The organism is Dissulfurirhabdus thermomarina (assembly GCF_012979235.1).
Taxonomy (GTDB): Bacteria; Desulfobacterota; Dissulfuribacteria; order Dissulfuribacterales; family Dissulfurirhabdaceae; genus Dissulfurirhabdus; species Dissulfurirhabdus thermomarina.
In genome coordinates this window covers 55,350-75,142 of the sequence record NZ_JAATWC010000002.1, presented here as the reverse complement: position 1 = coordinate 75,142, position 19,793 = coordinate 55,350, and the positions used below count along the sequence as shown (strand labels likewise).

General features: G+C 71.9%; 17 protein-coding genes and 1 tRNA gene. 9 read left to right on the top strand and 9 right to left on the bottom strand.

Annotated features, from left to right (window positions below; translation table 11 throughout):
* Nucleotides 1-4: 4 nt before the first annotated feature.
* A complete protein-coding gene (gene hisS, locus HCU62_RS03745; protein WP_163298176.1) occupies nt 5-1,261 on the bottom strand; it encodes a histidine--tRNA ligase in 1,257 nt (418 codons plus the stop codon).
* A gap of 218 nt (nt 1,262-1,479) precedes the next feature.
* Between hisS and HCU62_RS12520 the strand changes: the two genes are divergently transcribed.
* The 3 genes from HCU62_RS12520 (at nt 1,480) to HCU62_RS03730 (ending at nt 3,113) form a co-directional block, all read left to right on the top strand.
* Nucleotides 1,480-2,082, top strand: coding sequence for an acyltransferase (locus HCU62_RS12520; RefSeq protein WP_163298175.1), 603 nt, complete (start codon nt 1,480-1,482; stop codon nt 2,080-2,082).
* A gap of 33 nt (nt 2,083-2,115) precedes the next feature.
* The gene (gene amrA, locus HCU62_RS03735; RefSeq protein WP_163298174.1) at nt 2,116-2,688 is read left to right on the top strand and encodes an AmmeMemoRadiSam system protein A; all 573 of its coding nucleotides are present in this window, start codon (nt 2,116-2,118) and stop codon (nt 2,686-2,688) included.
* A 110-nt stretch (nt 2,689-2,798) separates the two neighbouring features.
* Nucleotides 2,799-3,113 carry a TRL-like family protein gene (locus HCU62_RS03730; protein ID WP_163298173.1) on the top strand — a complete coding sequence of 105 codons (315 nt, stop codon included), beginning with the start codon at nt 2,799-2,801 and terminating at the stop codon, nt 3,111-3,113.
* A 109-nt stretch (nt 3,114-3,222) separates the two neighbouring features.
* Here HCU62_RS03730 and HCU62_RS03725 read toward each other — a convergent pair whose 3' ends face one another.
* Entirely contained in the window at nt 3,223-4,158 is a 936-nt protein-coding gene (locus HCU62_RS03725; protein WP_163298172.1) for a universal stress protein, read from the bottom strand.
* A 19-nt stretch (nt 4,159-4,177) separates the two neighbouring features.
* Nucleotides 4,178-5,959, bottom strand: a complete 1,782-nt coding sequence (locus tag HCU62_RS03720; RefSeq protein ID WP_246325255.1) for an ArsB/NhaD family transporter — start codon at nt 5,957-5,959, stop codon at nt 4,178-4,180.
* Nucleotides 5,960-6,250: 291 nt separating this feature from the next.
* On the opposite strand from HCU62_RS03720, the gene HCU62_RS03715 reads away from it, so the two are divergent.
* Together HCU62_RS03715 and HCU62_RS03710 are read left to right on the top strand one after the other, a co-directional pair.
* Nucleotides 6,251-6,451, top strand: a complete 201-nt coding sequence (locus tag HCU62_RS03715; protein WP_163298171.1) for a cold-shock protein — start codon at nt 6,251-6,253, stop codon at nt 6,449-6,451.
* 101 nt (nt 6,452-6,552) lie between these two features.
* Nucleotides 6,553-6,732 (top strand): hypothetical protein, encoded by a 180-nt coding sequence (locus HCU62_RS03710; RefSeq protein WP_163298170.1) that lies wholly within the window; start codon nt 6,553-6,555, stop codon nt 6,730-6,732.
* 40 nt (nt 6,733-6,772) lie between these two features.
* Here the strand turns inward: HCU62_RS03710 and HCU62_RS12815 are convergent, their stop codons facing one another.
* The 4 genes from HCU62_RS12815 to HCU62_RS03685 form a co-directional block, all read right to left on the bottom strand.
* Nucleotides 6,773-8,095, bottom strand: coding sequence for a TIGR04282 family arsenosugar biosynthesis glycosyltransferase (locus HCU62_RS12815; RefSeq protein ID WP_163298169.1), 1,323 nt, complete (start codon nt 8,093-8,095; stop codon nt 6,773-6,775).
* A complete protein-coding gene (locus HCU62_RS03695) occupies nt 8,092-9,531 on the bottom strand; it encodes a glycosyltransferase 87 family protein (RefSeq protein WP_169755443.1) in 1,440 nt (479 codons plus the stop codon). The genes HCU62_RS12815 and HCU62_RS03695 overlap by 4 nt, the downstream gene beginning before the upstream one ends.
* Nucleotides 9,515-11,542 (bottom strand): transketolase, encoded by a 2,028-nt coding sequence (tkt, locus tag HCU62_RS03690; protein ID WP_163298435.1) that lies wholly within the window; start codon nt 11,540-11,542, stop codon nt 9,515-9,517. Before tkt ends, HCU62_RS03695 begins: the two co-directional genes overlap by 17 nt.
* Nucleotides 11,543-11,661: 119 nt before the next feature.
* Nucleotides 11,662-13,755, bottom strand: coding sequence for a thioredoxin domain-containing protein (locus HCU62_RS03685; RefSeq protein ID WP_167522307.1), 2,094 nt, complete (start codon nt 13,753-13,755; stop codon nt 11,662-11,664).
* Nucleotides 13,756-13,876: 121 nt separating this feature from the next.
* Between HCU62_RS03685 and HCU62_RS03680 the strand changes: the two genes are divergently transcribed.
* From HCU62_RS03680 to HCU62_RS03665, 4 genes are all read left to right on the top strand, one after another.
* The gene (locus HCU62_RS03680) at nt 13,877-16,528 is read left to right on the top strand and encodes a glycoside hydrolase family 15 protein (protein ID WP_163298433.1); all 2,652 of its coding nucleotides are present in this window, start codon (nt 13,877-13,879) and stop codon (nt 16,526-16,528) included.
* 257 nt (nt 16,529-16,785) lie between these two features.
* Nucleotides 16,786-17,697, top strand: coding sequence for a TIGR01777 family oxidoreductase (locus HCU62_RS03675; protein ID WP_163298432.1), 912 nt, complete (start codon nt 16,786-16,788; stop codon nt 17,695-17,697).
* 61 nt (nt 17,698-17,758) lie between these two features.
* Nucleotides 17,759-18,082 carry a carboxymuconolactone decarboxylase family protein gene (locus tag HCU62_RS03670; protein WP_163298431.1) on the top strand — a complete coding sequence of 108 codons (324 nt, stop codon included), beginning with the start codon at nt 17,759-17,761 and terminating at the stop codon, nt 18,080-18,082.
* Nucleotides 18,083-18,126: 44 nt separating this feature from the next.
* On the top strand, nt 18,127-18,924 hold the full coding sequence (locus tag HCU62_RS03665) for a hypothetical protein (protein WP_163298430.1): 798 nt from the start codon (nt 18,127-18,129) through the stop codon (nt 18,922-18,924).
* A gap of 233 nt (nt 18,925-19,157) precedes the next feature.
* Here HCU62_RS03665 and HCU62_RS03660 read toward each other — a convergent pair.
* Together HCU62_RS03660 and HCU62_RS03655 are read right to left on the bottom strand one after the other, a co-directional pair.
* Nucleotides 19,158-19,234 (bottom strand) — tRNA-Met (locus tag HCU62_RS03660).
* Nucleotides 19,235-19,250: 16 nt separating this feature from the next.
* The gene (locus HCU62_RS03655) at nt 19,251-19,778 is read right to left on the bottom strand and encodes an acyltransferase (RefSeq protein ID WP_163298429.1); all 528 of its coding nucleotides are present in this window, start codon (nt 19,776-19,778) and stop codon (nt 19,251-19,253) included.
* Between the last annotated feature and the right edge of the window lie 15 nt (nt 19,779-19,793).

The following is a 19,793-nucleotide window of genomic DNA, read 5'->3' as shown; positions in this document are numbered from 1 at the left end:
CGCTTCACCTCGCCGCCGCCGCGACGGCGGCCTCCACCTCTGGCAAGGGGATCTCCCGCTGGTCGCCGGAGGCCATGTCGCGAAGGATCAGACGCCCTTCTTCCAGCTCGCGCTCGCCGACGATGAGGGCCAGGCGGGCGCCGGCCCGGTGGGCGTGGCGAAGCTGGGCCTTGAGGCTCAGGTCTCCGTAGGCCGTCTCCACGCGAAGCGCCGCCCGCCGCCAGGCCTGCATCCAGGGAAGGCTGGCCAGGCGGGCCTCCTCCCCCAGGGCCGCCACGAAGACGTCGCACGCGGGCCCCTCCGGCCCGGCGTCCAAGAGCAGGAGGAGCCGTTCCATCCCCACGGCCATGCCCACCCCCGGCAGGTCCGGCCCCCCGAGCGCGGCCACGAGGCCGTCATAGCGCCCGCCCGCCGCCACGGCGCTCTGGGCCCCCAGCCGCGGCGAGACGATCTCGAAGGTGGTCCGCATGTAGTAGTCCAGCCCCCGAACCAGGTAGGGATTCGCCACGTAGGGGATCCCCATGGCCTCCAGGGCGTCGTGCACCCGCCCCTGGTGGTCGGCGCAGGCCGGGCAGAGCGAGTGCTTGATGAGGGGCGCCCGCTGCATGGCGGCGCGGCACCCTTCCTGCTTGCAGTCGAAGACCCGGAGGGGGTTTTCCCGGGCACGGCGCCGGCAGTCGTCGCAGAGCCGGTCCTCGACGCCCTGGAGGTAGAGAAGGAGGTCTTCCCGGTGCCGCGGCCGGCAGGCCGGACAGCCCAGGGAGTTCACCTGGAGCTGGACGTCCGCCGCCGCCACCCCGGCCGCGGCCAGCACCTCCCAGGCCGCCGCCATCACCTCCACGTCGGCCAGGGGCTCGGCGGCCCCCACCATCTCCACGTTCATCTGGTGGAACTGCCGGAGCCGCCCCTTCTGCGGCCGTTCGTGCCGGAACATGGGGCCGATGGTGAAGAACTTCAACGTGGCCCCGGATCCGTGGAGCTTGTGCTCCACCACGGCCCTGAGGATGCCCGCCGTGGCCTCCGGCCGGAGCGTGAGGGAGTCGCCGCTGCGGTCGGTGAAGGTGTACATCTCCTTCTCCACGATGTCCGTGTGCGCCCCGATGCTCCGGGCGAAGAGCTCGGTCTTCTCCAGGACGGGCAGCCGGATCTCGCGGAAACCGAAGCTCCGGAACACCCGGCGGGCGGCCGCCTCCAGCCGCTGCCAGTGTTCCGTCTCGCCCGGCAGGAGATCCTTGAACCCTCGAACGGCGGTGATCGCCACGTGCACGCACTCCTCTCCACGGCCCGGAGGGGGCCGGGGCGGCCCCCTCCGGAAAAGTCGGCTGTATCTTTAATCGAGACCCCCCGGCAATTCAAGGGCGCCTCCCGGCGAGCGGTCCGAAGGACGGCGGCCGGCGCGGGGCCATCGTCGTTGACAGTCCGCCCGGGGCCGCCCTATATTGGCGCAAGCGCCGTCTTCGGCCCAGAGCGCCCGCCCGCATGAGCCTCAACCTCAAAAAGATCATAAGGGGGTTCCTCGACACCCTCCGGCGCCTCTACCTCCGCCGGGTCTTCGGCTCGGTGGGGCCGGGCTCCCGGGTGGAACGGTGGGAGAACCTCGCCAAGCCCCGGGCCATCCACATCGGCAGCCGCGTCACCATCCGCCGAAACGCCCGCCTCGAGGCCGTGGGCCCGTGGGACGGCGCCACGCCCCGGATCCGGATCGGCGACGGAACGGTCATCATGTCCCACTTCCACTGCGGGGCGGCGGCCTCGGTGACCATCGGCCGAAACGTCGGCATCGCCGAGCGGGTCCTCGTCACCGACCACGACCACGTCTTCGACCACCCGCACCTCCCCCCGGCCCTCTGCCCCGACCTCAAGGCCGCCCCCGTGGTCATCGGGGACGGGGCCCTCATCGGGGCGGGGTGCGCCGTGCTCAAGGGCGTCACCATCGGGGAACGGGCCGTGGTGGGGGCCAACGCCGTGGTCACCCGCGACGTCCCCCCCTACACCGTGGTGGCGGGGAACCCGGCCCGGGAGATCCGGCGCTTCCGCCCGCGGGCCCAGGCGGGAGCCGCCGACACCCCCCCGCCCGCCTGAGCCGGCGGCCGGGGCGCGATGGAGGCCCAGCCCATGTCATCCGAGCCGTTGACCCCGCCGGAACGCGCCGAGCTCCTCCGCATCGCCCGGGAGGCCATCGCCGCCCGGTTCTCCGGGAAGAAGATCTCCCTCTCCTTCCGGAAGACCCCCGGCCTGGAACAACCCCGGGGGGCCTTCGTGACCCTGCACCGTGACGGGGCCCTCCGGGGCTGCATCGGCTGCTTCACCACCCCGCGGCCCCTCTACGAGACCGTGGCGGAGATGGCCATATCGGCCGCCTTCAAGGACCCGCGCTTTCCGCCCCTCCAGGAGGCGGAGCTGGCCGAGGTGGAGATCGAGATCTCCGCCCTCACTCCCCTCCGGCGCATCACCGACGTGGAAGAGATCCAGGTGGGCACCCACGGGATCTACCTCTCGAACGGCCCCTTCCACGGTGTCCTCCTGCCCCAGGTCGCCGTGGAATACGGCTGGGACAGGGAGACCTTCCTGGACCAGACCTGCCGGAAGGCGGGTCTTCCGCCCGGGTGCTGGCGGGACCCCGCCACCGAGATCCACGTCTTCTCCGCGGAGATCTTCAGCGAAAGGACCGAGGGCCTCGTCCCCTGAACCCCGGGGCCCAGGACATGCCGCAGATTTTCCCTTGATCGACGGGATCAGGTGTGGATACTAGGGGGACAGGAGGGTACCCCAATCCACAAGAGATGGAGGTCGACGAGATGCGAAAAATCCTGCTCCGAGCGACGTTCCCGGTACTGGCCCTGTTCCTGCTCTCCGGCTGCGTGGCCACGCCCATCGTGGGCATGGTCTACACCGACATCCAGGGGCCGGTGGCCGCCACCTCGCAGGCCCGCTCCCCCAAGGTGGGGACGGCCACGGCCGTGGGCTACCTCGGCCTGGTGGCCATGGGCGACGCCAGCATCGAGACAGCCATGAAGAACGGCCACATCACCAAGATCCACCACGTGGATCACAAGAGCTACAGCATCCTCGGGATCTACAACAAGTTCACCACCATCGTGCACGGCGAATAGCCGTCACGGCGCCACCCGGACAGGCGCCGCCCGATGCACTCGGGGCACCGGACACGGTGCGGCGGGTACCCTCCCCGCCCCCGCGGGGCGGCGCCGTCCTTTCCGTCCCCTAGCCGGCCTCCTGCCGGCCGCAGACGACGGCCACGGTGGGGCCGGCCACACCGTGGAGCACGGCGCTGCTGACGCCCCCGGTGAAGAGGTCCGCCACGGAGGAGCGTCCCTTCCGGCCCATGAGGATGAGGGAGGCCCCGAGGTCCGCGGCCGCCTGGATGATGGCTTCCGCCACGTCGCCCTCCCGGGTGAGCGAGGCGATCCGGCCGCCGGGAACCCCGGCGGCCTCGAGGCGGGCCCGCCCCCCGGCGAGGAGGGCCTCGCCCTCCGCGTCACCGTCTTCCACGTAGAGCAGGGTCACCCGGGCGAGCCCCTCGCCGAAGCACCCGGCGAGCACGGCCGCCTCCTCCAGGGCCGCCTCCGAGTGGGGCGAGCCGTCGAGGGCCACCAAGACGTGGGGGAAGGGACAGCCGCCCGCCTCCAGCACGGTATCGCTCCCCACCACGTAGGTGGCGGGATGGTAGGCCTTGTGGAGGAGCGACGAGGTGACGCTGCCGAGGAAGGTCTCGCTCAGCTGGGAGAGCCCCCGCCGCCCGAGCATCACGGTGGAAAAGCCCCCCTCCTCGGCCACGGCCGCGATCCGGTCGGCCACGTCGCCGTCCTCCACCAGGGTGTCGACGGGGGCGGTGACGCCCAGGCGCCGGAGCTCCGCCTCGTAGGCGGCGAGCATGGGGCGGATCTTCTCGTCGACGTGCTGGTCCCGCAGGCGCTGGAAGAGGTCGGACTCGAGGACCCGTTCCGCCCGGGTGTCGATATTGGCCATGTGCTGGCTCAGGAAGTGCCCGTCGAGCACGTGGAGGAGGGTGAGGCCGGTGACCCGGTCCTCCAGGGCCGAGAGGAGGCAGCCGGCGAAGGTGACCGCCCGCCCGGCGGCCTCGCTCTCGTCCACGGGGAGGAGAAACCTGGTGAGGGGGGAGACTGTGGTGGGCGTCATGCTTCCGCCTCCTTGCCTTTTAATAGAACAGCAGCAGCCAGACGTTGGCCAAGCCGACGCTCAGGACCATGTAGAGGAAGGCCACCTTCATGAACTGGAAGAAGCGGACCGGGTGCCCGGCGGCCTCGGCGATGCCCAGGGTCACGACGTTGGCGCTCGCGCCGATCATGGTGCCGTTGCCGCCGAAGCAGGCCCCGAAGGCCAGGGCCCACCAGAGGACGCCCGAGTCGGCCCCGGGGATCACCCGGGTGAGGTAGGCCACGATGGGCAGCATGGTGGCGGTGAAGGGGATGTTGTCCACGAAGGCGCTCATGATGGCGGAGACCCAGAGGATCAGGCAGATGGCGGCGACGAGGTTCCCCTCGGAGAGCCGGAGCACCCAGTCGGAGATGAGGGCCAGGAGCCCCGTCTCTTCCACGGCCCCCACCAGGATGAAGAGAAAGATGAAGAAGAGGAGCGTCGCCCACTCGATGTCCTTCTCGATGAGTTTCAGGAGATCCACCCGCTTGGTGGCGATCCCGTAGGTGAAGAGCACCGAGGCCCCGAAGAGGGCGGCGATGCTCACCTCCATGTGCCAGAACCCGTGGGTGAGGAAGAACGCCACGGTGATGCCCATGACGATGAGGCCCACGGTGAGGAGGGAGCGGTCGGTGATGCGGTACTCCTCGCGGAGCTTCTCGATGAAGGCCGGGACGTCCTCCACCCGGGCCCGGGCGTAGTCGCCGCCGTAGGCGAACTTCGAGTAGACGAAGAGCACCACCATGCTGGCCACCACCGTGGGGGCCAGGTTGACCACGAAGTCCATGAAGGTGAGCCCGGCGTAGGAGCCGATCATGATGTTGGGGGGGTCCCCGATGAGGGTGGCCGTGCCGCCGATGTTGGAGGCCAGGATCTCCGGGACGAGGAGCGCCAGCGGCGAGATGCCCAGCGACAGCGCGATCTCGATGGTGACCGGGGTGAGCAGCAGCATGGTGGTCACGTTGTCGAGGAAGGCCGAGGCGAAGGCGGTGAAGGCCATCAGGATGCTGGAAAGCGCCAGGACGTTGCCCCGGGCCAACTGGTACGACTTGTAGGCGCACCACTGGAAGACCCCGGTGTTCTTGAGGATCCCCACGATGATCATCATCCCCATGAGGAGGAAGACCACGTTCATGTCGATGGCGTGGACGGCCCGCTCGTAGGAGAGGATGTGGTAGTCGGGGTCCAGGGTCCCGAGGGTGTAGCTGATGAGCAGCATCAGGGCCGCCCCGAGCATGGCGGCCAGGGTCCGGTGCAGGAGCTCGAAGGAGATCAGGATGTAGGCCAGGAGGAAGATGCAGGTGGCGATCCAGAAGGCGGGCCCCAGGGTCCGCTCGAGCTGGATGTCGAGGGCGTGGTAGTAGTCCGGGCCGCGGACGGCCATGTCCTCGAAGGAGAGCGGGACCTTGAGCCGCGCGAAGCTCGGCTTGTAGACGGCAAGCTCCACCCGGGCCGTCTCGAGGGTGCCGGGTGGGAGCCCGAAGACCACGTGGTAGCTCCCGTCGGAGGCGGTGGTGAAGGCGTCCATGGCCTCCCGGTGCTTCCCCTCTCGGACGGGCTGGACCTCGCCGTTCACCAGGACCTGGAGCTCGGCGTCGGCCACGGGTTCCTTGTGGTTGTCGAGGACCCGGCCGGTGAGATAGAGGTGCTCGAGGGCCGCCCCGGCTGCCGGCTCCGTGGCGGCAGCCGCCTGGACGGCGGAAAACGCGGCGACGGCCAGGCAGAGCATGAGACCCCACCGCAGCCGCGTCCCCGAAAGGATCTTCTCCCGTCTCTCGCGCATGGACTTTCTCCCTAGTTGACGATCACGTTGGACGTTGCCAGATTGCCCCATCGCCCGGCAGGGGTCAACCTGCTCTTCGGCCTTTCGGCCGATTTCGATAACGACTCCCGCTGCCTCCTTTCGGCCCCTTGAAGATCCTTGTTGACAAGCGGGCGGAAGGCAGGTAGTGTGGACCATGAAGTTTCGGATGTGTTTGTTCGTTGCAGGCCGCAAAGACACCAGACTTTGCGGCTTTTTTTTGTCGCAACCGCCATTCCGAGACCCAATTTTTGAAGAAAGGAGGTACCCGGAATGTCGGAAGGCAAAGTGAAGTGGTTCAGTGATTCCAAGGGCTTCGGTTTCATCGAGAGCGCCGACGGCCACGACGTCTTCGTCCACCACACGGGCATCCTGGGCGAGGGCTTCAAGTCCCTCTCCGAGGGCGAGCGTGTCCGGTTCGACGAGGAAAGCGGCCCCAAGGGCCCCAAGGCCGTGAACGTCACCCGCATCTAGCGGCATGCAAAGGCTCCCCCCGGTGACGGGGGGAGCCTTTTTGCGTCCTCGGCGGCCCCCGCCACGGGCCGCCCCTTCACCTGGAAAGCGAGGCCTCACACTTGGCACGACGACCCAACTACAAGGGCAAGAAGCGGGCGAAGGAACTCGCCCGCCTCCGGAAACGGGAAGAAAAGCGCAAGCGCAAGCTGGAGAAGGCCGGCGGCGAGACCCCAGCCGAGACCACACCGGAAGACACCCCCACGGATCCCGCCGGCCCCGGGGACGGCACCGGCCCCTAGCAGGCCCGCCAGCACCTCCCGGAGCGTCCCGCACCCCCGCTCATGACCGCCCCCGGAGGACGACCAGGTCCTCCGGCCGGTCCACGTCCCGCCGAACCGGCAAGAGTCGCCACTTGAGGCCGCGGCGGCGGAGAACCGCCAGGGTCCGTTCCCTCACCGAGGCCGTCCCCCACGGTATCGCCTCGAAGAGGCCGGGCACCACCCGCCGGAGCCCCAAGAGGTAGTAGCCGCCGTCCGCGGAGGGGCCGACCGCCGCGTCGGCGCGATCGAGGGCCCGAAGGGCCCGGAGGATGTCCGACGCCCGCAGGCCGGGACAGTCGGCACCGAGGAGCACCACCCGCGCCGCCCCGGACGAGAAGGCCTCCCGGACCGCCCGGTCCAGGCGCGCCCCGAGGTCCCCCGGCCCCTGCGCCCGGTAGGTCCATCCCGCTCCCAGCCAGCGGCGCAGTTCCTCCTCCGAGCCCCCCTCGTGGCGCACCTCGACACGGAACCCCCGCCGTGCCTGGGCGGCCCGCACGGTGGCCGCCGCCTGCTCCGTCATCCGGCGCTGGAGATCCGCCGCCCCCCGGGGACCGAGGGCCGGGATCAACCGGGTCTTCGTGGTACCCGGCCGGGGGAAACGGGTGAACAGGACGACGGCCTCCCGGGGACGCCACCGCTCCGGGGTCGGCAGCCCGCCCAGCCGAGCGCGGAGGATGGTCCACAGGATCTTCGTCCCGGCGCCCACCACGCCCTTCACGGTGCCCGTGATCTTCGAGCGCCCGATCCGGCGCCGGTACCCCACCGGCACCTCGATCCACGGGATCCCCTGGCGCACCGCCCGGAGCTGCATCTCCACGGTCCAGCCGTAGTCCGGGTCCGTCATGCCCATAGACCGGAGGACCTCGCCCCTCACGGCCCGGAAAGGACCCAGGTCCGTGAACCGGGCGCCCCAGAAGAGACGGATCATCCGGGTGGCCAGCCAGTTCCCGAAGCGGGCCTGGGGCGGGAGTGCCCCCCGCTCCGGCCGGCCCAGTACCCGGGAACCGACGACGAGGTCCGCCTCGTTCCGGAGCACCGGGTCCACCAGCCGGTCCATCTCGGCGGGGTTGTCGCTGTAGTCCCCATCGAGGAAGACCACCACATCGGCGGCGGAAACGGCGGCGGCGACCCCTGCCAGGCAGGCGGACCCGTAGCCGCGGCGCGCCACCCGCACCACCCTGGCCCCGAGGGCGGCGGCGATCTCGCCGGTACCGTCGGTGGACCCGTTGTCGGCGACGATGCACTCGTCCACCCAGCCCGGCACCTCGGCGAGCACCCGGCCGATGGCGGCCGCCTCGTCCATCGCCGGGATCACCACGGCGACACGCCGCCCCCGCCTCATGCGCCGCCCCCCGCCCGCCGAGCCCGGGCCCTGTACCATTCCCAGGCGAGGATCGCCAGAACCGGCGCGTGCTCGACCCACACGATTCCGTCGTCGAAGACGGGGACCCGGCCACGTGCCTCCCATGCAAAACGCCAGTAATACAAGGGCAGAAGCGCGGTGTAGGCCAGGAGGCCCGGGCTGGGGCGGAAGACCAGGAGGGGCAGCATCCATGTAAAATACCAGGGGAACTGGGTGGGGCCGAGGAGAAAGAGGGCGGCCACGGGAACGAGGGCCCTGGAAGCGGTCTCCGCAGGGCCGCCGGGAGGCGCCAGGGCCGCCCGGGCCGCCAGAACCGCCACCACCGCCGCCACCGTGGCCCGCGCCAGCGCCGGCGCCGCCCCGCCCGCGGAACCGAGCAGCCCCCGCCAGCCCCACAGGACCAGCATGAAGGGCCCGTCGTTCATCTCCCACCGGTCGGCATAGGCCACCAGGCCCGAGGACGGGTCGAGCCCTCCGGCGACCACCGGGACGGCCAGCACCGCCGCCGCCACGGCGAAGGCGAGCCCCCCGGCGGCGCCCGCGGACCAGCGTCCGCCCGCAGCCCGGCGCAGGAACGCGGGAAGAAGCAGGGCCGGCCAGAGCTTCACCCCGGCGGCCAGGCCCAAGACGCCCCCGGTCCCAGCCGGCCGGCCGCGGAGGGCCAGGAGAAGGGCCAGGAGCACCAGGGGCAGGGCCACCACGTCCACGTGGGCCGAGTTGTAGACCTCCTTGACCAGGAGGGGATTCCACCAGTAGACCAGAAGCCGGCCCGGAGACCGGCCGGCCAACCGGAGCAGGAGGGCGAGGAGCCCGAGGGCGGCGAGGTCGAACGCCGCCAGGACGGCGCGCCACGCACCCAGGCTCCAGGGACGGACGAGATGGGCCAGGGCGAAGGCCGCCTGGGCCGTGGGGGGATAGACGGTCTTCAGATCCGGGTGGTTGATGCGGGCGGGAAGGTCCCCGGCGACGGCCGCCAGCCGCCGCCACCCGGGGCCGCCGTCTCGGGCCTCGGCCGGTGCCACGGCGTAGGGGTTGAGGCCGGCGGCCGTTACGGCCCCGTCCCAGAGATACCGCTCGAAGTCGTTTTCGAGGACGGGCGCCGTGAGCCCCGCCGCCAGCCGCATCGCAAGGCCAACCGCCAGCATCCAGGCCAACATCCGGGGGCCGGGTTCGCCCCGCCGGGGGCCCGCCAGGACCGCCCAGAGGTAGGCGCCTCCGGCCGCCGCCTGGAGGGCGACGAACCACCCGATGGGCCGGAGGGCCATGGGGACGGCCGGGCCGAACCGGGGCGACAGGACGGCCACGGCGCCCTGGAGGACGAGGAGCGCCGCCCCGCCGGCGATCCACGGCCCGGCCCGAGGCCCGGGGCGCCGGGCCGGGAGGCGGTGGGGGTCTCTCCTAGCCGGCCCCGCCACCGCGAAGGAGCTTCCGGGCCCGATCCACCACCGCCGCCGCCGTGATGCCGAACTCCTCGAAGAGGACCTTGGCGGGCGCGCTGGCCCCGAAGTGCTCCAGTCCCACCACCGCTCCCGCCGAACCGACGTAGCGCTCCCATCCCTGGGCGACCCCGGCCTCCACGGCCACGCGGGCGGTCACCTCGGGCGGGAAGACCTCCCGGCGGTAGGCCTCCGGCTGGCGCTCGAAGAGCTCCCAGCTCGGCATGCTGACCACACGGACCGTTCCCGCCTCGGCCGCCAGTTCCCGGGCGGCCTCCAGGGCCAGGGCCACCTCGGAACCGCTGGCCACGAGGATCAGGCGGGGGGCGCCGCCGCCGATGTCGGCGAGCACGTAGGCCCCCTTTCGGAGCCCGTCCGCCGGGGCCAGGGCGCCGCGGTCGAGCACCGGCACCTTCTGCCGGGTGAGCGCCAGCGCCACGGGGCCCTCCGCCTCCGCCACGGCCCATCGCCATGCCTCGGCGGTCTCGTTGGCGTCGCACGGTCGCACCACGGTGAGCCCCGGCATGGCCCGGAGGGCGGCCAGGTGTTCCACCGGCTGGTGGGTGGGACCGTCTTCGCCGAGCCCGATGCTGTCGTGGGTGAAGACGTAGATCACGTGGAGCCGCATCAGGGCGGCCAGCCGGATGGAGGGGCGGAGGTAGTCGGAGAAGATGAGGAAGGTGCCGCCGTAGGGGAGGAGGCCGCCATGGAGGGCCATCCCGTTCAGGATGCCGCCCATCCCGTGCTCCCGGACACCGAAGCGGACGTTCCGGCAACCGTAGTCCCCGGGCCCGAAGTCCCCTTCCCCCTCGATGAGGGTCTTGTTGGAGGGGGAGAGGTCCGCCGACCCCCCGACGAGGTTGGGCACCCTCTTGGCCAGGGCGTTCAGGACCTTCCCGGAGGTGACGCGGGTGGCGGCCCCCGCCGGGTCCGCCGGAAACACGGGGATCTCGGCATCCCATCCCTCGGGGAGCCGGCCCGCCAGCGCCCGGTCCCACTCGGCGGCGGCGTCCGGGAAGGCCGACCGGAAGGCCGAGAGCCGCTCCCGCCAGGCCGCGGCCGCGGCCGCGCCACGCTCCGCCGCCTCACGGAAACGGTCCCGCACGTCGTCCGGAACGAAGAAGGGCGGTTCCACCGGCCACCCGAGCCGTTCCTTGGTGAGCCGGGTCTCCTCCGGCCCGAGGGGTTCGCCGTGGACGGACGGGGTGTCCTGCTTGTGGGGGCTGCCGTAACCGATGTGGGTCCGGACGGCGATGAGGGAGGGGCGGTCGTGCTCCGCCCTCGCGGCCTCTATGGCGGCGGCGATGGCGGCGAGGTCGTTGCCGTCCTCGACCCGCTGGACGTGCCACCCGTAGGCGGCGAAGCGGGCCGCGCGGTCCTCGGTGAAGGAGATCTCGGTGGGGCCGTCGATGGAGATGTGGTTGTCGTCGTAGAGGTAGATCAGGCGGCCGAGGCGGAGATGCCCCGCCAGGGAGGCGGCCTCGTGGGAGATCCCCTCCATGAGGTCACCGTCGCTCACGATGCCGTAGACGTAGTGGTCCACGATCTCGTGCCCGGGGCGATTGAAGCGGGCGGCCAGGAAGCGCTCCGCCATGGCCATGCCCACCCCGTTGGCCAGTCCCTGCCCCAGGGGGCCCGTGGTGGTCTCCACCCCCGGCGTGTGACCGTACTCCGGGTGCCCCGGGGTCCGGCTGCCCCACTGCCGGAACCGCTTGAGTTCCTCCAGGGGGAGATCGAAGCCGCAGAGGTGGAGAAGGGCGTAGAGCAGGGCGGAGCCGTGACCCGCCGAGAGCACGAAGCGATCCCGGTCGGGCCAGGCCGGGTCCCGAGGGTCGAAACGCAGGAACCGGGTCCAGAGGACATAGGCCATGGGCGCCGCCCCCATGGGCATGCCGGGATGGCCGGACCGGGCCGCTTCCACCTGGTCCACGGCCAGCATCCGGATGGCGTTGACGCAACGTTCGTCCAGCTGTGTGAAGGGTTCTGGCATTTGGGTCCTCTCTTCTGGTTGTTGATGATGGCGCCCCGGGGACGCATGGCCGCCGCGGGGCCTTCGAACCTCTCGTCGCCGTGGAGCCGCGGGGGCCCGGCCGCGCCCCTCCGCGCCGTTCAGGCGCCGGGCCCGCCGGGCGCATCCCGGTCCGGCGGGAAGGCGCCCGCCTGCCGGGCCTCGGCCAGGAGCCGGCGAAGCGCCGCCGGGTCCGTCACCGGCGGACGGCACGAGCGGCGGCTGCAGACGTAGGCCGCCGCCCGCCCCTCCACGGGGCCGCATGCCGCGGCGAAGGGAGGCGCCGCCGCCTCGGCTTCGCCCGGGGCGGCCTTCCGAACGACGACCAGGTCGTCCGGGTGCCACACCTCCCGGGTCACGGCGACGAGTTCCCGGGCGCCGGCCTCCCCGGCCACCACCACGTCCACCCCGGACCCGGCGGCCGAGGCATCGAGGAGCGTGACCGCGGCGGCGGGTGCCGCGCGGACGGCGGCGCCGAAGGCGCCGAAGAGGGCGTCGGCCGCCGCCTCGTACCGGGGCTCGCCCGTCAACCGTGCCAGCCGGAGAAGGTTCCCGGCCGCCACCGCGTTCCCGGAAGGAACGGCCCCATCATAAATGTCTTTGCGCCGGACGAGAAGGGGTTCCCCGTCCGCGGACGTGAAGTGATAACCGCCGCCCGCCTCGTCCCGGAAGTCTTCGTCGAGGATGTCCTGGAGTTCCACGGCGGCGGCCAGGTATCTCGAGTCGTGGAGCGCCTGGTGGAGGGCGATCAGGCCGGCGGTCACGAAGACGTAGTCGTCGAGAAAGCCCGGGATGCCCACGGCCCCGCGGTGCCAGCGGTGCAACAGCCGCCCGCCCGGGCCCCGCATCCGGGAGAGGACGAAATCGGCCGCGCGGACCGCGGCGGCGGCGAGAGCGTCGTCACCGAGCACGCGCGCCCCCGTGGCCAGCGCCTCGATCATGAGCCCGTTCCAGTCGGCCAGCACCTTGTCGTCCAGGCGGGGACGCCGGCGCCGGGCCCGGACCTCGGCCAGACGTTCCAGGCCGCGCGCCACGGTGTCGTCGCCGGGCAGAGGCGCCCCGGGATCCGCAAAGGCGAGGACGTTGCGCCCCGTGACCCGGCCCGAGGCCTCCTCCGCGTAGTTGCCTTCGGGTTCCACGCCGAAGACGCGGCACAGGGCATCGGCCGTCTCCGGCGGCAACACGGCCCGGATCTCCGCCTCGGTCCAGGTGGTGTAACGCCCCTCCTCTCCCTCGACGTCCGCGTCCTCCGAAGAGAAGAAGCCGCCTTCCGGGGCCGCCAGGTCCCGGAGCACGTAGGTGAAGACCTCGCGGGCGGTCCGGGCGAACTCCGGCTCGCCGAAGGCCGCGGCGGCCTCGGCGTAGGCCGTGGCCAGGAGGGCCTGGTCGGTGAGCATCTTCTCGAAGTGGGGCAGGAACCATCGCCCGTCCGTGGAATACCGGTGGAAGCCCAGGCCCACCTGGTCGAAGATGCCGCCCCGGCGCATGCGCCGGAGGGTCAAGTCGGCCATCTCCCGGGCCCGCGGGTCACCCGCCCGGCGCCAATGGCGGACGAGGAAGGAGAGGACGGTGCCCGACGGGAACTTGGGCGCCTCCCCGAACCCCCCGTGCACCCGGTCGAAGATCCCGTAGAGGGTCTCCACCGCCAGGCGGACGGTGCCGGCGTCCGGGCCGGGGCCGGAGGCCGCCCGGCCCTCCTCGGCGAGGACGGCGGTGACCTCCGCCGCGGCCCGCAGCACCGGCTCCCGGCGGGTGGCCCAGAGCCGCTTCACGTGGCGGGCCAGGTCCAGGAGCCCGATCCGGCCGCCGCGTGATGCCTTCGGCAGATACGTCGCGGCGAAGAAGGGCCGCCCGTCGGGCGTGAGGATCACGGTGAGGGGCCAGCCGCCCCCGCCGGTCAGCCGGCGGCAGGCCTCCATGTAGACGGCGTCCACGTCGGGCCGTTCCTCCCGGTCCACCTTGACGTTCACGAAGGTCTCGTTCAGGACCGCCGCGACCTCCGGGTCGTCGAAGGATTCCCGGGACATGACGTGGCACCAGTGGCAGGCGGCGTAACCGATGGAGAGGAAGACCGGCCGATCCTCCATCCGCGCCCGCCGGAAGGCCTCCTCGCACCAGGGATACCAATCCACGGGCTGGCCGGCGTGGGCCAGGAGATAAGGACTGTGTGCTCGGGCGAGCCGGTTTCCAGGCACCGGGGACCCTCCAGGGCGCCGCCTCCCCTTGGCCGCGGACCGGACATGGCCTAAGGTGAAAAGAAACGCGCCGAAGTCCCCTTCTAAATACCCGGGATCGAATCGGCGCGCCAGCGACCCCATGACCTACCACCCCATCGAGACCTACGGCGCCATCGGCAACCTCCACACCATCGCCCTGGTGGGGCCCGACGGGTCCATCGACTGGCTTCCCGCGCCCCACCTCGACGCCCCCGGCGTCTTCGCGGCCATCCTCGACGACGAAAAGGGGGGCCGGTTCCGGATCGCCCCCACCGCCCCCTTCGACACCGCCGCCCGCTACCTGGCCGGCACCAACATCCTCGTGACCGCCTTCCGGACCCGGGCCGGCGAGGCCGAGCTCACGGACTTCATGCCCGTGGACGAAGACGGCGGCGGCCGACCCCCCTCGCGCCTCCTCCGCCGCCTCGAGTGCACCCGGGGAGAGATCGAGGTGGAGGCCTTTTTCGAGCCGAGGTTCGACTACGCCCGGGCCGCCACCCGTGTCCGCCTGGAGGCGCCCGGACGCCTGGCCGCCGAGGGCGGCGGGGGGCGCCTGGACCTGGCGACACCCTTCCCCATGGAGATCGAGGGCGCCGGGGCCCGGGGGCGGGCCGTCCTCCGCCGGGGCGACGTCCTGTGGTGGGGCCTGGACTACGGGCCGGGGCCCGCCCCGCCGGCCCCCGAGGCCTGCGAACGCTGCCTCGAGGCCACCCGGAATTTCTGGCGCCGCTGGCTCGAAACCCGGGAGACCGGGCGGCGGCCCTGGTTCGGGCCCTGGACCCCCCTCATGGAACGCTCCGCCCTGGTCCTCAAGCTCCTCCAGTTCCGGCCGAGCGGCGCCGTGGCCGCCGCGGCCACCACGTCCCTCCCGGAGGAGATCGGCGGGGGGCGGAACTGGGACTACCGGTTCACCTGGATCCGGGACGCCTCCCTGACGCTCCAGGCCCTGTACGAGCTCGGCCACCTGGAAGAGATGGAGCGCTACTTCGGGTGGATCGAGGAACGATTCAAGCACCGGTCGGCGCGGGATCTCCGCATCATGTACGGTCTGCGCGGCGAGGAAGACCTCCGGGAAGACGTCCTCGGCCACCTCGAGGGATACAAGGGCTCCGCACCGGTCCGGATCGGCAACGCGGCCGCCGGCCAGCAGCAGATGGACATCTACGGAGAGATCCTGGACGCGGCCCTGCGCCTTTCGAACTACGCGGGGAAGATCCGCCCGGACCTCTGGCCCTTCCTGAGATCCGTGTGCGACCACGTGGCCGCCCACTGGCGGGAACCTGATTCCGGCATCTGGGAGGTCCGGGGCCCGCCGGCCCACTTCGTCCACTCCAAGGTCATGTGCTGGGTCGCCATGGACCGGGGGCTCACCATCGCCCGCCGCTACGGTTTTGCCTGCGACCGGCGGGCCTGGGCGGCCACCCGGGACGCCATCCGGGACGAAGTCCTCCGGCGGGGGTGGAACCCCGCCCGGGGGGCCTTCGTCCAGCGGTACGAAAGCGATACCCTCGACGCCGCCTGCCTGCGCCTTCCCCTCGTGGGTTTCCTCCCCTTCGACGACCCCAGGGTCCGCGCCACGGTGGAGGCCGTCCAGGCCGAGCTTGCGGCGGACGGCCTCCTGTACCGGTACAAGGGAGGCGACGGCCTCCCCGGCGGGGAGGGGGCCTTCCTGCTCTGCACCTGCTGGCTGGCCCAGTGTCTCGCCGGCCTCGGGCGGTTGGAAGAGGCGGAGGAGACGCTCCGGCGGGTGGCCGCCCTGGCCGGCCCCCTGGGCCTCTTCTCCGAGGAATACGACCCCGCCTGGCGCCAGGCCCTCGGCAACTATCCCCAGGCCTTCACCCATATCGGGCTGGTGATCGGCGTGGCCGCCCTGAGGCGGGCCCAGGGACGGGCGGAGGTCCGCCTCGAACGCCCACGACCGCGGCGCCCCGGCCGCCTCGGCCGCCCGCTGGTCCTGAACGCCTCGGGCGAGAGCTGCCCCCTGGACACGTCCGCCCTGGCCGCCCGGCTCATGCGGCACCTCAACATCCTCAGGGGGGCCTTCTTCGACACGGCCCGGGGGCGGGTGGCCTACGAGGAGATGCGGGGATCGCCCGAGTACCGGGACTACCTGGACCTCGCCTGCGGGCTCTCGGCCTTCGATCCTTCGGCCCTGGAGACGCCGGAGGCCAGGAAGGCCTTCTGGATCAACCTCTACAACGTGCTGGTCATCCACGGCGTCATCGAGCTGGGCATCCGGGACTCGGTGAAGGAGGTCCCGGCCTTCTTCCGGAAGATCCGCTACCGGGTCGGCCCCCACACCCTGTCCCCCGACCACATCGAGCACGGCATCCTCCGCGGCAACCGGCGCCGGCCCGGCGGCCTCTTCCGCCCCTTCGGGCGGCGCGACCCGCGGCGGGCCCTCGCCCTCGCCCCCCTCGACCCCCGCATCCACTTCGCCCTGGTCTGCGCCTCCTCCTCGTGCCCTCCCATCGAGGTCTACACCGCCGAGCACCTGGACCACCAGCTGGAGCTGGCGGCGGAGACCTTCGTCAACGGGGAGGGCCTCCGCTTCGACCCGGCCCGGGACACCCTCTTCCTCTCCCGGGTCTTCCGGTGGTACGCCCGGGACTTCGGCGACCGCCCGGAGGACCGGATCCGGTTCCTGGCGGCCTACGTCCGCGACGGAGACCTGGCGGCCCGGATGCGGGAGACTCCCGGCGGATTCCGGCTGCGCTATCTCCCCTACGACTGGCGTCTCAACCGCACATGATCCCCGGTCATGCTCCTGGATCCGTGGCGGCCTCCAGCGGATTGGGCCGGGCCCCGGGGACTTCGGACCAGGGACGGGGCACCCCGCCGCCCTTCGGGGCGCCCGATAACGGGCCATCTGCAGCGTTGACGACTCGTCGATATACTTGGGGTATTATCGATGTCGCCGCCTTGCATCTGGCCCGTTCTTGAACGCCCGCGGATCCAGGACAAACGAAAAGGCGAACGGCGGGCACACGCCGGGCCGGGAGGACGGTCATGCGATTCTTCGTGATGGGAGGAACGGGTTTCGTCGGGACGGCGCTCCTCTGCCACCTCGTCCAGGCGGGCCACGAAGTGGCGGCCCTGGTCCGGTCCGCCGCCGGGGAGAAGACCCTGCCGCCGGGCGTGGCGGCCGTGGCCGGGAACCCCCTCGAACCCGGCGGATGGCAGGAACCGGCCGCGGCGGCGGACGTCCTGGTCAACCTGGTGGGGCGCCCGATCTTCGCCCGCTGGACCCCGACGGTCCGTCGGGAGATCCTCGAGACCCGGGTCCGGTCCACCCGGATGGCCGTGGCGGCCCTCGCCCGCCGGGCCCCGGGCGCCGGCGGCACCCTCATCAACGCCAACGCCGTGGGCTGGTACCGGGGAGGGAGCGACGAGATCCTCGCCGAGGACGCCCCGCCCGGGGACGGGTTCCTGGCCGAGGTCGCCCGGAGCTGGCAGGCGGAGGCAGAGAAGGCCCGGGACCACGGCACCCGCGTGGTGGTCACCCGTTTCGGGACGGTCCTCGGCCCGGGCGGCGGCGCCCTGGACCGGCTGCTCCCACCCTTCCGGTTCGGCCTCGGCGGACGCCTCGGCTCGGGGCGCCAGTGGTTCTCGTGGATCCACGTCGCGGACCTCGCCCGCGCCGTCACCTTCCTCGCCGAGCGGAAAGACCTCGAGGGCCCGGTGAACCTGGCAGCCCCGAACCCCGTGCGAAACGCCGAGTTCACCCGGGCCCTCGCCCGGGTGCTGCACCGGCCGGCCCTGCTGCCGGTCCCGGCCCCCCTTTTGCGGCTCCTCCTGGGAGAGGTGGCCGAGGTCATCCTCAGGGGCGAGCGGGTGGTGCCGAAGCGCCTGCTCGAGGCAGGCTTCGAGTTCCGCTTCCCCACCGTGGAAGCGGCCCTCCGGGACATACTGGGCGGATGACCGGCGGCGCGGACCGCCGGGGGCACGGGGACCCCTTCCCCACCGGACTTCAGGAGGCTCCATGGACCCCTGCACCACCTGCCCCGCAAACTTCCAGGAATACCAGAAGCGATTCCCCGAGATGTTCGACGCCTACCGGGAGGCCGCCCGCCGGGCCCGCACCGCCGGCCCCCTCGACGAGAAGACCACCCACCTGGTCCAGCTGGCCGCGGCCGTGGGGATCCGGAGCGAGGGGGCGGTCCATTCCCATGCCCGCAGGGCCCTTGACGCCGGGGCTGCCCCCGATGAATTATTTCACGTGGTCAACCTGATGGTGAGCACCGTGGGTTTCCCGGCCGCCGCGGCCGCCTTCTCGTGGATCCGCGACGTCCTGGAGAACCGGTGACCGCCCGAACCCCGAGCACACGCACCGCCACCCGGAGGACCGCCATGCGCCACCCGAGGATCTTCCTGGCGGCCGCCGTCGCCGCCTGCCTGGCGGCGGCCGCCGCCCCGGCGGCGGCGGCCGATCCCCGCTACCTCCCCTTCCCACCCGGGGCGTCTCCCCCGGCCTGCGCCGTCCACGAGTGCGCGGTGGTGGACATCGTGGAGTCGCCCGCGGACTGGCGGCTCCCGGTGCTCACCTTCGAGGCCGGAGGGGCGGCGCCCCGGGTCCGGCTCCGGGTCATCCCCTCCCTGGACCCGAAGGGGGTCTTCCTCTCGGTGTTGGAAGGGGGCCGGGAAGTCCTGTCCCCACAACTCGTGGCCCGGCGACCCAGGACGGAACGCGCCGTCTACTGGGCGGACCTCAACGGCGACCACCGGCCGGACTTCGTGGTCTTCGTGTGGTCGGGACAGCCGGGCCTCGAGGCCGCCATGGCCAACGTGGCCTTCGTCCTCTCGGCCCCCGGCGGCTACGAGGTCTCGGTGGTCCGGACCTGGTACCCGGACCCGCGGGACTTCCTGGATCTTCGGGCCGACGGCACCTGCCGGTTCCTCCACGTCGCCCTGGTCAGGGGGGAACGGGGCCGGGACGGGCGCCGCCACAACTACTGGGTCTACAACCTCCTCGGCTTCAACGGCGGCGACGTGGTCCTGGACAACGGCGGCGCCCCGGAGTTCCCCGCCTGGATCCAGTTCAAACGCCGCGAAAACCACCGGCCCACCGACCAGTTGACGGACGAGCAAAAGGCGCGGCTCTGGCGCCCCTTCGAAAAGGGACTCGTCCTGAAACCCCGCCGGTCCTGAGGCGGGCCGACGGCCGCCGCCACGATAAAGAGACAGCCTCGTTTTCGCAAAAAGTCCTCTGAGTGGATGGCTCGGCAAAGATCGCCGAATGGCAAGGCGCGATCACCTCGAGGAACGAGGCATTCCTGGGACTGCGGAGGGACGAGGGGCTTTGAAGCACCGACTTCATCGGTGATTCTCGCGACGCCATCAAAAAAGCCGGCCCAAGGGAGGCCGGCCGTTCCTGCAAAATTTGGTAGCGGGGAGAGGATTTGAACCTCTGACCTTCGGGTTATGAGCCCGACGAGCTACCAGACTGCTCCACCCCGCAACCGATACCCGGATATTTACCGGCCCGGGCCGGCCTTGTCAAGGCGGCCGGGGGAAACGCCGTCCCCCGGACCATCCCGCCCGCCGGCCACCTTCACCCACTTGCCGGAACGCGGGTCGCGCCGGGCGACCACCCGGGCCGGGACCCCCACCGCCAGGGATTCGGGCGGCACGTCCCGGGTCACCACCGCGCCGGCCCCCACCACGCTCCGGCGCCCCACGCGCACCCCCTTGAGCACGATACTCCGAAAGCCCAGCCAGCACCCGTCGTCGATTCGGACGGGCCGGGACCGGACCTCCCGGACCAGCGCCGGCGGAAGGTCCGGGTGGTCGAAGACGTGGTCGTGGTCAACGATGAAGACCTCGGCGGCGACCATGACGTGGCGGCCTATGGTCACCTCCTCGGCGGCGCTGATCCGGCAGCGCTCGTTCAGGGAGCTCCCGTCGCCGATCCGGATGCGGAGCCCGGGGCCCCTGTGGGCACGGAGGAAACAACCCCGCCGTATGACCACGCCCTCGCCCACGTGGACCGCGCCGGGATTCATGATCCGAACGGACCG